Origin of the sequence: Streptomyces sp. NBC_01474 (assembly GCF_035918215.1) — a bacterium.
Classification (GTDB): domain Bacteria; phylum Actinomycetota; class Actinomycetes; order Streptomycetales; family Streptomycetaceae; genus Streptomyces; species Streptomyces aureus.
This window is the reverse complement of the sequence record NZ_CP109449.1, coordinates 2,509,062-2,522,414: the sequence shown is the minus strand read 5'-3', so window position 1 is coordinate 2,522,414 and position 13,353 is coordinate 2,509,062. Positions and strand designations below refer to the sequence as shown.

General features: G+C 70.2%; 12 protein-coding genes and 1 pseudogene. 6 read left to right on the top strand and 7 right to left on the bottom strand.

Annotated features, from left to right (window positions below; all coding sequences use genetic code 11):
- Positions 1-11: 11 nt before the first annotated feature.
- A pseudogene (locus tag OG758_RS11915) lies at positions 12-284 on the bottom strand (RHS repeat-associated core domain-containing protein); the annotation flags it as partial.
- 86 nt (positions 285-370) lie between these two features.
- Between OG758_RS11915 and OG758_RS11910 the strand changes: the two are divergent.
- Complete coding sequence (locus OG758_RS11910) at positions 371-592, top strand: hypothetical protein (protein ID WP_326709967.1); 222 nt, start codon at positions 371-373, stop codon at positions 590-592.
- A 318-nt stretch (positions 593-910) separates the two neighbouring features.
- Here the strand turns inward: OG758_RS11910 and OG758_RS11905 are convergent, their stop codons facing one another.
- Positions 911-2,668: an Ig-like domain-containing protein gene (locus tag OG758_RS11905; RefSeq protein ID WP_326709966.1), complete on the bottom strand. Its 1,758-nt coding sequence runs from the start codon at positions 2,666-2,668 to the stop codon at positions 911-913.
- Positions 2,669-2,827: 159 nt separating this feature from the next.
- Positions 2,828-3,904, bottom strand: coding sequence for a hypothetical protein (locus tag OG758_RS11900; RefSeq protein ID WP_326709965.1), 1,077 nt, complete (start codon positions 3,902-3,904; stop codon positions 2,828-2,830).
- A 1,169-nt stretch (positions 3,905-5,073) separates the two neighbouring features.
- Between OG758_RS11900 and OG758_RS11895 the strand changes: the two genes are divergently transcribed.
- Positions 5,074-5,490 carry a hypothetical protein gene (locus OG758_RS11895; RefSeq protein ID WP_326709964.1) on the top strand — a complete coding sequence of 139 codons (417 nt, stop codon included), beginning with the start codon at positions 5,074-5,076 and terminating at the stop codon, positions 5,488-5,490.
- A gap of 119 nt (positions 5,491-5,609) precedes the next feature.
- Here the strand turns inward: OG758_RS11895 and OG758_RS11890 are convergent, their stop codons facing one another.
- Genes OG758_RS11890 through OG758_RS11875 form a run of 4 tightly spaced genes read right to left on the bottom strand, consistent with a single transcriptional unit; the run spans position 5,610 to position 9,527 of the window.
- Positions 5,610-6,797: an NAD(P)/FAD-dependent oxidoreductase gene (locus tag OG758_RS11890; RefSeq protein ID WP_326709963.1), complete on the bottom strand. Its 1,188-nt coding sequence runs from the start codon at positions 6,795-6,797 to the stop codon at positions 5,610-5,612.
- Positions 6,798-6,853: 56 nt separating this feature from the next.
- On the bottom strand, positions 6,854-7,627 hold the full coding sequence (locus tag OG758_RS11885) for an amino acid ABC transporter ATP-binding protein (RefSeq protein WP_326709962.1): 774 nt from the start codon (positions 7,625-7,627) through the stop codon (positions 6,854-6,856).
- The gene (locus OG758_RS11880; RefSeq protein ID WP_326709961.1) at positions 7,624-8,577 is read right to left on the bottom strand and encodes an amino acid ABC transporter permease; all 954 of its coding nucleotides are present in this window, start codon (positions 8,575-8,577) and stop codon (positions 7,624-7,626) included. The genes OG758_RS11885 and OG758_RS11880 overlap by 4 nt, the downstream gene beginning before the upstream one ends.
- A complete protein-coding gene (locus tag OG758_RS11875; RefSeq protein WP_326709960.1) occupies positions 8,574-9,527 on the bottom strand; it encodes an ABC transporter substrate-binding protein in 954 nt (317 codons plus the stop codon). The genes OG758_RS11880 and OG758_RS11875 overlap by 4 nt, the downstream gene beginning before the upstream one ends.
- A 261-nt stretch (positions 9,528-9,788) precedes the next feature.
- Here OG758_RS11875 and OG758_RS11870 point away from each other — a divergent pair, with 261 nt between their 5' ends.
- From OG758_RS11870 to OG758_RS11850, 4 genes are all read left to right on the top strand, one after another.
- Entirely contained in the window at positions 9,789-10,727 is a 939-nt protein-coding gene (locus OG758_RS11870) for a LysR family transcriptional regulator (RefSeq protein ID WP_326709959.1), read from the top strand.
- A gap of 179 nt (positions 10,728-10,906) precedes the next feature.
- Positions 10,907-11,443, top strand: a complete 537-nt coding sequence (locus tag OG758_RS11865) for a hypothetical protein (RefSeq protein ID WP_326709958.1) — start codon at positions 10,907-10,909, stop codon at positions 11,441-11,443.
- Between the two features lie 676 nt (positions 11,444-12,119).
- Positions 12,120-12,740 (top strand): hypothetical protein, encoded by a 621-nt coding sequence (locus OG758_RS11855; protein WP_326709957.1) that lies wholly within the window; start codon positions 12,120-12,122, stop codon positions 12,738-12,740.
- Positions 12,741-12,833: 93 nt separating this feature from the next.
- Positions 12,834-13,028 (top strand): hypothetical protein, encoded by a 195-nt coding sequence (locus OG758_RS11850; protein ID WP_326709956.1) that lies wholly within the window; start codon positions 12,834-12,836, stop codon positions 13,026-13,028.
- The last annotated feature ends 325 nt before the right edge of the window (positions 13,029-13,353 follow it).

Sequence of the window (13,353 nt, the reverse complement as noted above, 5' to 3'; positions counted from 1 at the left end):
GCGGGACAGGCCAGTCCAAGAGGGTCGTACTGGGTGTGAGGGTCGGGTACGTACGCCATCGGGTTGGGCGCGGGAGCCAGGCCGAGGGGGTCGGGTGTGGCGTAGCGGGCGGTTTCGGGGTCGTAGTGGCGGAAGTAGTTGTAGTGGAGGCCGGTCTCCGGGTCGGCGTACTGGCCTGGGAAGCGTAGGGGGGTGTAGGCGGTGGCGTCTTTGTTCCAGGCGGTGGTGCCCCACGCGGTGGTGCGGGTGTGCCAGGCGACGTGGCCTTCTTCGTCGACGAGTTCGCCAGTTCCAGGAGTTTCTGGGTGACGGACGGATCCTGCTCACCCCCGTCACCGCCGAGCCGGCGTTCGAGTAGGACGCCTACCTGGTGTCAGCTGAGCGGACCGCCGAGCTGATGCGGGCGGTATGGCCGCTCACCGCGGTGCCCGTGCTGGGCTTCCCCGCGGTCAGCGTCCCCACCGTGCACTCGGACGGACTGCCCATGAGTGTTCAGCTCATCGGCGGTCGATTCGACGAGGCCCGCATCCTGAGGGCGGCCGAGGCGATCGAGGCACGTACCGGACGCTTCGCTCCGGCACTCGACCGGTGAGCCGGACGGTGAGGTCCCGGAACGGTCCTGACACACCGCCAGACGATCACACTCAACAATGTGACAACGCCTCCAGGGAGCTGCTGGCGCATCTTCCGCAAGGCCGCCCTCGTCGGCCAGTCCTTCGCCGGACCACCCGAGATCGAACAAGCCGCACGCCTCGGAACATACCGGCTCAACGCCCGAGCCAGGCCCTGGGTATGGGGAGACCCGCACCACCAACCCGTGTACTACGGCACCGATAGGTGTACGTCGTTTGAGGAATCCAGCGCGGTGCCCTGTCCGGAGAGATCGGCCGGACAGGGCCCTGGGCTCAACTCACTTGCATTGGCCGATGTGCGGCCCGTTCACGGTGTTGCCCGACTGCTGCAAAGTGGGTGAGTTGCCCGCGCAGCGCAGCGGCGCCCCGACCTGGTTGCCCTCGAACTCCGGGACGAGGTCCTCGGACAGCAGGCCGCTGCCACTGTTGTCGTTGATCCTCACCGGCGCCGACATCGTGTTGGACGAAACCTCAAGGCCGCCGGTGTTGCCGTCCAGGGTCAGCGGGGCCTTGAAGGCGTTGCCCGCGCAGTCCGTCCCCTCACCGTCGCCCAGCAGCACGAAGCCGCTGGTGCCCGCGAGGGTTACCTGCGCGTCGAGGGTCGAGTGGCAGATGGTGACGGCGAGGGCGCCGTCCGAGGCCACCGGGCCGTTGATCTCCGCACCCGACACTGCCAGCGCTCCGCCGGGCTGCACCTCCACCGGGCCGTTCTGCGTAGCGCCGGGGGCGATGCACAGCGACTGGTCGGCCGCCACGGTCAGCGGGCCGTCGTGGTCCGTGATGCACGGCTGGGTGAAGCCGACGGTGAGGTCGGTGGGCGCGGCCGTGGCACTGGTTGTGAAGGTGGGGTCGCCGCCATAGGTGGCGGCGATCCTGTGCGCCCCGGGCTGGAACTTGCTGGTCGTGAAGGTCGCCCTTCCGCCATGGAGCGGCACGGTCGCCAGCGTGGTCGTCCCGTCCGAGAAGGTGACCGACCCGGTCGGGGCGCCCGCTCCCGGGTTGGCCGAGGCCACGGTGGCGGTGACGTTGACGGCGTGGCCGAACAGCGGGGTCGCGGTGTCCGTGCTGAGTGTGACCGAAGTCCCGTACCGGAACGAGACGACGGCCTTGCCGTTGCCGTGGTTGACGCCCTGGAGGAGCGAGACGATGGTCGCCGACGGATCCGCGTAACTGCTGCCGCCGCCACCGCCCGCGCCCGGGAAGTAGCCCGGGTTGCCGCCGCCTGAGCCGCCGCCACCGCCGTGCCAGCCGCCACCGCCACCCCCGCCGCCGGGGCCGCCCGCGCCGCCGTTGCCTCCGGTTCCGCCGCTGCCGGGGTTGGGCTGGCTGGTGACGGGGTCGAGGTCGATGCCGGGGGTGCCGGGGCCACCGTTCAGGGTGTTGGGGTTGCCGTGACCGGCTGCGGTCTGGCTGCCGCCGCCGCCCGCGAGACCCGAGCCCAGCGGGCCGTTGCTCTGGCCGCCGTCCAGGCCGACCTCGCCGCCGCCGGCGCCGCCCTGTAGCTCGGGCCCGCCGTTGCCGGCGCCGCCGCCACCGCCGGCCACCAGGACGCGGTCGGAGCCGCCGAACGTGTCGGCCCGGACGTCCGAGCCGCCGCCGCCCGAGCCGCCGCCGCCGTGCGCGCCACCGCCGCCGGTCCCGTGGCCGGTGCCGCCGGGCCGGGCGAACTCACCGTGCCGGGACGAGCCGGGGATGCCGGCCGCGCCAACGGTGAGCTGGAGGGTCTGGCCGGGGGCCACAGGCAGGGTCGCGCGGCTCTCGCCGCCGAGTCCGCCGGGCGCACCGGGTATCACCGGGTGGGGGACGATGTAGCCGGCGGCGCTGCCGCCCTCGCCGCCGAACAGGTCGATGTCGACCGCGGTCACGCCGTCCGGGACGGTGAAGGTGTCCGTGCCCACGGAGTCGTAGGTGCACGTGGGCTGCGGCGCCGTGGTGAAGACGCCGCCGGTGCCACAGGGCTCGGCCGCACTCGCCGTGCCGGCGGCCGCGGTGAGGGGCACGATCGCGGCGGCGACGAGGCCGGTGGTGCCGGCCACCGACATCATCTTCGATCTGAATATGGTCCGACGGGAGGTTGGGCTGCTGTCGCTCATGGATGTTGACACTGTTTCTCCGGCCCTGTGGGCAGCCGAGGTAGGGGAACGGGTGGTCCGCAGGCGGGCCGGGCCCGCCTGCGGATCGGGATCAACCGTCAGTCAGACGCCGTCGTTGGCGCAGAGCGCCCAGACGTCCGCGTAGGTGTTGGTGGAGCCGGCGCCGCCCGCGTGGGCGTCCGCGGACCAGTACGAGGCGGTGGTGGCGCCGTCGCCGACCGGGTTGCCACTGGAGTTGCTGGGGAAGCTGCCGTTGAGGTGGTCGCCGCCAGAGCCGGGGCCGGTGTAGTCGGTGGTCGTCACGTTGCCGCCGCTGGCGCCTGCGCCGCCGCTGACCAGGTTGCCGTCGGCGCCGCAGCCGACCGTCACGACGGTGTTCGCGCCCGCCGAGGAGGAGGTGGTCACCTCGCTGTAGTGGACCTTCACCGTCGCGCCGCTGACGTTGATGCCGCTGCCACTGCAGATCGCGTACGCGTAGGTTTCGTTCGTGGTGCCGCCACCGCCGCCGTTCCAGCCGACCGCCGTCCAGGAGTCGGGGTTGGTCTCACCGTCGGCCGCTGCCTTCAGGCCATTGTCGTGCCCGGAGTTGTTGAACGTGGGGAAGCTCGAGATCGGCTTGAGGCTGCCGACGCTGGCCGGGGTGGTCCGGGCGCCGCCGCCGAGCAGCACGGTGTTGGCCGGACAGGTCGCCGTGACCGCGACCGGCGTCGCGGCGGCGGTCGGCCCGGCGGCCTTGTTCATGACGATCTGAGTGTGGTTGACCAGGTTGCTGGTGAAGCACACCGCGTACGGCGTCGTGGAGAACGAGCTGTTCACCGCGCCGCCACTGCCGCCGATGCCGAGCCAGTGCGTGTTGTCGGTGCCGACGACACCAGTGGCGCCGGTGTACTCGGCGGAGCCGTCCGAGCTGGGCTCGCTGCCCATCACATGGTTGCCGTTGGACGACGTACCGGTACCGATGGCCTGCTCAAGACCGCCGCCGGAGACGAGACCGCTGCTGCAGTCCGCGTGGGTCGAGATCTCAGAGAAGGTGGTGGTGGGCCCGGCGGTCGCGCCGGGGGTCTTCACGGTCACGCTCACGGTGTTGGCGTACGCGACCCCGGGCACCGCCAGGGCCAGCAGAGCGCCAATCACCAGCGCCTTGCCGGCCACCAGGCGCGGCAGGAATTTGGTCTTCATCGGACTCTCCCTCTCTGTTTGCAGCGCTGCGCACGGGGAGGGCAGCGCGGAGAAATGCCGTGCAGGAGAAGAACCGACCGCTTCGGGGGGAGCGGCCGCCACGGGTCCGTGGGCGGCTGGGGAGCCTTGGACGGCGGGAGACGGAACCCGTATGAGCCGGCACTCAACGCGGCTCACAGACGCGGACAGTAACAGTCCGCCAGAAACCGCAGCTACAGGCGAATCACACAGGATGGGCTGGCAGATGCTACATGTGATGAGCAATGAACCTCGAACCTGCAGGTTCCTGCCCCCGCACCGCTGCGACAGGGCCGGCCACCGCTGCCAGAACGCCCGATCCGGCGCCCACCCGCCGCGTGAGCGTCCCCGGGCCCCGCCAACACCGCCGACTCCGTCGAGAATTCGCACGCTCGCCCTCTGGCCGTCCCCAGCACGTCGGGACAAGTCGGCACTCACGTTCGAGACTCGGCGTGCATGGGGACTGCCCGGATGCGATCGGTTTGTCGTAGGTGCGCCGCCGCTGGGGTGCGACGGCATGTCGGCCGGGACGTGAGCGGGGAAGCAGTACTCGATGAGGCTGCCTCTGTAGCCGCCGTCGGCCCAGACCAGTTCCTTGGGTTCAACCGGTCGCTGCAACATCGCAGGGAGAACAAGTGCCGGAGGTGTTGCAGGGTGGCGAGGATCGGTCGTCCGGGGATGTCGGATGTGCAGAAGCGGGAGGTCTGGCGGCGGTGAAAGGAGGGGCAGTCGCTCAGCGAGATCGGCCGCGCGCTGGGCAAGGTACCCGGCTCGATCCACGGCGTGGTGAAAGCGAACGGCGGCTTCGTACCCGCCGAGCGCACCCTGTCGGGTTCCAGAACTCGGCCTGGCCCGGTGATCAGCAGCGATGGATAGAGCATCACGCTCCGGGAAGGATCTCGGACTGTGTCGCTACGTCTGCTCTACCTGGTCTTCGCCCGGCTGCTCGGCTGGCTGGCGCTTCTCTGTCGTTCCTCGGCGTCCAAGAACATCGAACTACTGGTCCTGCGGCACGAGGTCGCGGTGCTGCGCCGCACGAATCCCAAACCGCGCTTCGACTGGGCCGACCATGCCTACCTCGCCGCCCTGATCCGACACCTGCCCGGGGCGCTGCGACAACACCGTCTGGTCACACCCGGCACGATTCTGCGGTGGCACCGCCGGCTGGTGACGAAGAAGTGGACGTACCCCAACCAGACCGGCCGCCGCCGATCGACCGGGCTACCGCCACGCTCATCGAACAACTCGCCCTGGAAAACGCCTCCTGGGGATACCAGCGTATCCAGGGTGAACTCCTCAAGCTCGGCTACCGCGTGGGCGCTTCGACGATCCGCAGGATCCTCAAGCGCGGGAAGATACCCCCGGCACCCGAGCGACGCACCGACACGACGTGGCGGCAGTTCCTCCGTACCCACGCCTCGACGATGCTCGCCGTCGAGTGCCGTGCAGCGCTGCCAAGCTCGCCACGACCGTCCCCGTCCCGGCCGCGGACCAATGGCGTGCCACTCGATCCCGAGGCCGCCGCCGACGGCGACCAGCAGAGTGTTCCGCCGGTGGTGCCGACATGAGGACGGCGGCGCCGCGGCGGCTCAGCATGCCTCCGTACAAGTCAGTCATCGCCGCCCTGGCGGTGAAGTGCCTGGCCACGCGCATCGCCCGAGACGAAGACCAGGGTGTCGGATCCGCCTCACGCGGCCGTGATCGCCCCCGCGTTGCTCATGACCTGCACGCTCTCGTCGAGGATGTCCGTGGCCGGGGTGCGGTCCGGGCTGTAGTCCGTCAGGTCCGGGACGCTGGAGCCGCTGATGAGTTCCTGCGCGGCGAGCAGGCCGAGCGCCGGCGCCAGCGTCACCCCGCTGTGCGTGACGACCGTGTAGAGACCGGGCGTTGCCGCCGAACAGCCCACCAGCGGCAGCCCGTCCGCCGGGACCGGACGCACTCCCAGCCGGACGCCGGCCATCTCGGCGGCGCGCAAGGGGGCGTACACCTCGCGGCCCAGGCGGTGCAGCTCCTGTTCCAGTGCCGGGTCGGCCTGCCGTGCCGTTTCCGACGCTCCCTCGACATCCGGCGGCAGTACGGCGTCCACCGGCCAGGAGATGGACACCACGCGGCCGTCGGGTGCGGGCCTCAGATCGACACCGGGAGTCGCCAGGATCGCACCGAGGCGGTCCTGATCCGGCAGCCGCGTGCTCTCGCCCACGAGCCCCGGCACCCGGTTGAGCGGCAGCGACCCGCCGGCCAGCGCGGCGATACGCCCTGCTTGCGGACCAGCGCAGTTGACCACCCAGTCCGCCTCGAAACGGCGGCCCTCGGCCACCACTCCGGTGACGCGGTCAGCGGTGCGCAGCACCCCGGTGACCCGCAGCCCGTAACGGATGTCCGCGCCGTTGAGCGCCGCCCGGTCCAGGAGGCGCCGGGCGAACAGGGGAGCGTCGTACCAGGACGCGTGCTCGTGGACGACGAGCTCGTCCGCCCGGCATGCGTCAGGGCTCACGCCCGGGGCCAGCTCGGCCAGTTCGGACGGATCGGCCGCCCGGCAGGCGTGACCCCAGCCGCGCAGGCGCTCGGCGCGCTCCCGGATGACGAGCTGCTCCCGCTCGGTGTGGCCCCACTGCACGAGCGGCACGGGGTGACGCCAGTCGGCTCCGCCCAGCTCGTCGCCGAGCCGCACATGCAGTTCGGCGCTGCGCCGGTTCAACGCGTAGTAGGTGTGCGGGGTCTTGAGGTGGGTGACGTCGATGGAGAAGGTGGCGCTGGATGTGCCGGCGGCCGGACCGCCTGCCTCGATCACTGTGACGTGGGCGCCGGCGGCCGCCAGATGGTGCGCGACGGAGGCGCCGAGCACGCCGGCTCCGATGACGAGGACACGGGACATGGGTCTTCCTTTGCGGTGCGTGGATGAAGAGTGGGGGAGGCGGGGCGTGGGACCGGTCAGCGGACCTTGCCGAGGAACGCCCGAGTGCGCCCGTGGCGGGGGGAGCCGAGCACGTCCGACGGCGTGCCGGACTCGACGACGACACCGCAGTCCATGAACACGAGGGAGTCGCCGACCTCCCGCGCGAAGCCCATCTCGTGCGTGACGACGATCATCGTCATGCCGTCGTCGGCGAGGGCGCGCATCACGTCGAGGACCTCGCCCACGAGCTCGGGGTCGAGGGCGGAGGTGGGCTCGTCGAACAGCATCAGCTCGGGCCGCATCGCCAGAGCCCGGGCGATCGCCACGCGCTGCTGCTGACCGCCCGACAACTGCGAGGGGTAGGAGTGCGCGCGGTCGGCGAGTCCGACCCTGGCGAGGAGCGCCTGGGCCCGCTCCCTGGCCTCAACCTTGGACTCCTTCCTGACCTGCACCGGCGCCTCCATCACGTTCTGCAGCGCCGTCATGTGCGGGAACAGGTTGAACCGCTGGAAGACCATGCCGATGCCGCGCCTCTGGCGGGCCACCGCCGCGTCGTCCAGTTCGTGCACACGACCGTCGCGCTCCTCGTAACCGATCAGTTCGTCGCGTACGTACAGACGCCCCGCGTCGATGGTCTCCAAGCGATTGATGCAGCGCAGGAACGTGGACTTGCCGGAGCCGGACGGGCCGACCAGGCACATCACCTCGCCCGCCATGACGCTCAGGTCGATCCCCTTGAGCACCTCGGTCCTGCCGAAACTCTTGTGCACGCCCTCGGCGCGCACCATCGTCGCGGTGCTTGTCTTCATCGCTCCTCCTGAGGTGCGGGCCGGCGCGCGGCGAAGGTGGCGCGCATGCGCTGGAGCGGGGTGGGCAGCAGGTCACGGCTCGCCCCGCGCCCGTATCGGCGCTCCAGGTAGTACTGGCCGACGCTCAGGACCGACACGGCCAGCAGGTACCAGGCGCAGGCAACGGTCAGCAGCGGGATCTGCTGGAAGTTGCGCGAGTAGATGGCCTGGATGGAGGTCAGCAGCTCGGGCACGGCGATCACCGAGACCAGTGACGTGGTCTTGAGCATGGAGATCACTTGGTTGCCGGTGGGCGGGATGATGATGCGCAGGGCCTGCGGCAGCACGATCCGGCGCAGGGTCTGACGATGCGTCATGCCGAGGGCGTTCGCCGCCTCCGACTGCCCGTCGTCCACGGAGGCGATGCCGGAGCGGACGATCTCGGCCATGTAGGCGGCCTCGTGCAGTCCGAGACCGAGCAGGGCCGCCGACGTCTGGGTCACCAGCCGGTTCGTGTCGAACTCCACGAACGTCGGCCCCCACGGCACGCCGAGCCCGACCTGGGGCACGACCGCGGCGAGGAAGTACCAGAACAGCAGCTGGACCAGGAGGGGTGTGCCGCGGAAGACCCAGATGTAGAGCCAGCTCAGGCGGGACAGGAGAGGGTTGTCCGACCTGCGCATCACAGCCAGGACGACACCGCCGACGATGCCGATCGCCATCGCGGCCGCCGTCAGCCAGAGCGTGGTGCCCAGACCCTCGAGGACGACGGGCGCGAAAAGGTGGTCGCCGACGGTCGCCCACTGCATGCGCGGGTTGGCGGCCCACCCTTGGAGCAGGAACACGAGGACGAAGGCCAGGGCGGCCGACGCGACCCAGCGGCCCGGACGGGGCAGCGGCACCGCGTCGATCTCCTTGCGGACCGCGGGCGTCTTCGCGATGCCGGTGCCGCGGAGAGTGGACTCGCTCATGCGGTGGCGCCGCCGTTCACCGTGGCACGGTCCAGGGCGCCGGACTCGACGTCCCAGCGCTTGAGGATCTTCCCGTAGGTGCCGCTGTCCATCACCTTCTGGAGGGCCTGCCGCACCGCCTCGACCAGCTTCTTGTCCTGCTTGTTCACCAGGATTCCGTACGGCAGGAAGCGGTAGGGCTTGCCGACCTGCTTCATCTGGCCGTGGGACTGCTCGGCCTGGTAGGCGACGGTGGGCGTTCCGCCGACGAAGGCGTCTGCGCGACCGGTGGACAGGGCCTGGAAGCAGCCGACGGAGTCGGGGAAGACAAGCGGCTTCGCGGCCGGCTTGCCCGCGGCCTTGCACTTCTTGGCCTGCGCGTCCACGTCGTCGACCTGGGCGGTGCCGTTCTCCACGGCGGCCGTCCGCCCGCACAGGTCGCCGAGCGAGCCGATGGACTCGGCGTTCTTCTGCTGGACGAGGATGGCACTGCTGGTCTTGAAGTAGTCGACGAACGTGACGTGCTGCTGCCGTTCGGGCTTGTCCAGCATGGCCTGGATGGCGAGGTCGTAGCGGCGCGACTGTACACCGCCGATGATGCTGTCGAAGCTGGCCTTGGAGAACTTCACCTTGACGCCGAGGACTTGGCCGACCGCCGTCATCAGCTGCGGTTCCATGCCGATCAGCGTCTTGTTGTCGGAGCCGAGGGACACCAGGGGCGGATAGTCGTCGCCCTCCGCCACGACCAGCTCACCGGAGTCGCGCACCTTCTGCGGCAGGAGCGCCGCGAGCTGCGCGTCCTTGCGCTGCGCGGCCGGGCCGGAGTCGGCAGCGGGCCCCTTGCCTCCCGCGTCGGCCGAGGGCGAGCCGCCACACGCCGCGAGCAGTGGAAGAAGTCCGGCCAGCGCCACACCGGCGGACGCGGCGCGCTTCGACCGGCGGGCTCGGAGCTCCGGGAGCCGTATTTCCATGGCAGTGCCCTTCCCTGGGTCGGCCGGCCATGTCCTGGCCGGTCAATGCCGCTCAATCTGCGGCAGCGGGGACGGCAATACAAGATGAAGCAGAATGAACGTTGCCGCACACATCGTTCAGCTGAACTGTTGCTTGTAGGGGAGACGATCTCCGTTCCGACCTGCGGAGAATCAGTGGAAGCGTGGCCTCCACCTGCCCACAGGGAACCTTCCTGGATCGAACTCTGGCGGCGGCACCAGGCCGGTGGTTAAGTTCACCTGATGCTGACCCCGACGCAGTTGCAGGCGATCCGAGACGTGGTCGCCACCGGCTCGCTGCGCACCGCCGCCCGCCGCCTCGGCTACTCACCGTCCGCGATCTCGCAGCAGATCGCCTCGGTCGAACGGGCCCTCGGTGTGCCCCTCTTCGAGCGGTCGCCGCGCAGTGTCCGGCCGACCGCCGCGGGTGCCCAACTCGCCCGCAGAGCCGTCAGATTGCTCGCCGATCTGGAGGCAGCCGAGGACGAGATGCGGTCCTTCGCGGCGGCCGAGCGCGGACGACTGCACCTCGGGAGCTTCTGGTCGGCAGGCTTCCGTCTGATGCCCGCGGTCCTCACCGACTTCCTGCGCGACCGCCCGCACGTCGACGTCCGCTACGAGGAGGGTGACCCACCCGTCACCCTGCCCGCCGTCGCCGAGGGCCGGCTCGACCTGGCGGTGATCTTCGAATACGGCACGGTGCCCCGCAACGACCCACCCGACCTGGAGCGCACCCTCATCCTCGAGGAGCCGCTGTACGTCCTCGTCCCCAAGAAACACCGCCTCGCCCGCCGCAAACGCATCCGGGTCGGAGACCTCTCGGCCGAGCGCTGGATCTGTTACCGCGAGGACACCGACGCGGCCCGCTCCTTGTTCCACATCTGCGCCGAGGGAGGCTTCCGCCCCGAAGTCATCTTCCGCACGAACGACTACAACCTGCCCTTCGAACTCGTACGGAACGGGCTCGGCGTCGCCATCGTGCCCGAACTCGCCCTGAGCAAGTCGGACGACGTACACCTCATCCGCCTCGCTAACCCCACCCACGTGCGCCGAGTGTTCGCCGTGCGCCGCGCGGGAGACCCGAACCCGTTCCTCGACCAGGCGGTCGCGGTACTGCGCACGGCGGCGGCCACGATCGACCGCGAGCTGTCACAGACGATCGACCCGCCGACGGCGGTGTAGCCGACGGGGGCGACAGGGTCTGGCGGCGGACACACGCAGCCTGCATCGCCGCGAGAGTTGATGTGTGGGTGCAGGCGGCGGTGGATGCGGAAGGCCGCTTCGTGGGCAGGCGCGACGTGCAGGGGATGCGCCGAGGGCGGCGGCCCCATGGGCGAGGGGCGTGCACGGCGAGGTCGCGGTTGACTCTCACGACGCGGTGGGAACACGGGCAGGTTCTGGTCGTCGACGTTGCCGGGACGTTCGACGGGGACACGGCGACGCAACTGTGCTTGCCGCTGACCCGCATGCTGGGTACTGGACAGCGGGCCTTCGTCGTGAACTTCGACGGTGTCGAACCCTGCGGGGCCGTGGCGGTGTTCATGTGGTCGCGGTCGGCGATGTGTCCAGCAGCAGGGAAGCGGCCGGCTCGGGGATGGGCGAGGCCGGTTCCCCGAGCCGGAGCGATACTGCTTCTCCGTCGTCACCACATCGTCGACGGTGAGCCGGACGATTCGGGTGAGGGGTTGTGCGTAGAGGAGCACGATGACGCCGGCGACGCGGAGGTTCTACGGGAGCTGGACGCACTTGCGTTCTCCTACTACGTCCGCATGCTCGCCAGCGCCACCAAGGGCTTCGACGACATCACAGACATGATCGTCCTGGACAGCGTGCGCTGGTGCGTGCCGGCCCTCGATGAGGCTGCACAAGCCCGCGCCCTGCGGCTTGTTCAGAACTGACCTCCCCGGGGTGCAGCTGCCGCTGCGCCCCGCGTCCGGGGTGCGGGAGTCTGCCGCGTGGTTTGTTCACGAGAACGGGTTCTGGCTCAAGTTGTGTGATGCGTGCACTGTCCTCGCCCTCGCGGGCCGGGCACGCCTCCCGCACGGCCTGATCGCGGAAGTGTTCCAACGCGCCCTCGATGCCCTGTTGCCTGCGGGCCCGCCAGCGCGGCGCGCCGTCCTGGCCGGACCGGGACTGTCCGTCCCCGATCTGGGCGCCGACATACTCCTCCTGCCGACCCACCCGCAGACAGGGGAGCCCTGGAGCCCGACCGGCCCGACCGGCCCGACCGCATCGGCATACCCGGTGCCGCTGCCGTTCGGGGTGTGGATGTGGCTGGCTTTCCCCGAGCCACACCTACACCTGCCCGCGTCGCCTGGTCCGAGGCCTGCCCAGGCGTCTTCGTCGGCCGCGCCCTTGCCCCTGTGGACCGCAACGGCCCTCACCTCGTCCCCCGTCATGGAGCGAGGCTTCCAGCTCGAGATCGCCGACCGCCAGCGGTCCGCCGCACCTGTACCGGATCGAGTGGCCGGCGCCGACCGGCGCCGTGGATCAAGCTCCGCGCGGCGCCCCGAAGTTCGCTTGTTCGGGTGATCGCTTTATGTTCGGGGGACATCTGGCCGCAGGGCTGGAAAGGTGGAGGGCGTCCCCGGTCGGGACGTGCGAGTACCATCGGAGCACCAGGGGGCGGACGACGTGGCGAAACGCAAGCTCACCGCAGAGAAGCAGGCAGACCGTGCGCTGTGTCCCGTGCAGGTCTCGCACCTGCTGGGGCTGAAGGTCCACGAGGTCGCCCGGGCCATGCGAGCCCACGGGATCACACAGGCGCTGCAAACGGCGCAAGCCAGGCAGTGGCGACAGAATCCGGGCAGCGCACCGGCCTGGCTGACCACCCTGCTCACCGAGGTGACCGTGCGCGCGGCGCAGCTGCAGGCCCGGCGGGAACGCGGCGCCCTGGAGGACGAGCACCGTCAGCTCCTTCTGCGGGACACTGTCGAGCGGCGACTGCTGGCCGGAGAGCATATCCCGCCCGGGTACGACGCCGAACTGATCGTGCAGGACATCGCGTTCACCGCGTCGAAGGAGCTTGTGCGCGGCTGCGGGCCGGTGTGCGGCGGCCCGGTCGCCGATGTGCTGCTTCCCGTGGAAGAGGCGGCGCTGTACTGGGCCGGTGTCGATCCGGACGATCACGGTACGTGGGTGGTCCACTGCGGCGACTGCCCGGACGTGGCCGATGAGCCCTCACCCTGGGACTGAGTGCATGCCCTTGAGCGGCCGAAGCCGGGGGTCTGATGGGGAACCGGCCCGACCGGTGTCGCTCATCACGCCGCTGCGTTCCTGGAGCGATGGGTGGACCTCACAGAGGACGAAGAAGATACCTCCCCCTGGTCGACGGGGCCGGTGATCGGCGAGGCGGCCGGCCCGTTCATCTACTTCCCGATGCGCTACAGCATGGCCGAGGAGGCTTCGGCCTACGCTGCCGATCTCGAGGCATCGATGGGGCTCGTTTGCTACGACCCGCAGGCTCGGCGGCTGCGCCCCTGACTGACTCCGGATCGCAAGTTGGTAGCGCCCCGCCGGGAAGCGGCCGCTCACTCGCTCGGTCTGGCCGATGGGACAAACGACACGCCATGGCATTCGGCGGTTCCCGCTGCCGTGCTACAGGCCGCGAAACAGCAGGAGACACGATCCCGTCGTATCCGGCCCTGATCGCAAGACGGCAGCTCGACAGCGCCGGCCCCGAATGTCCGGGGCCCGCACGAGGGTTGCAAGGTGATGGCGGACTCGGGCGACGGTGACCCGGTGGGCGACGGCGACGGTTTGGATGACCACGCCCTGGCTGGTCAGGGGGCATCCGTGCCAGTTTGGG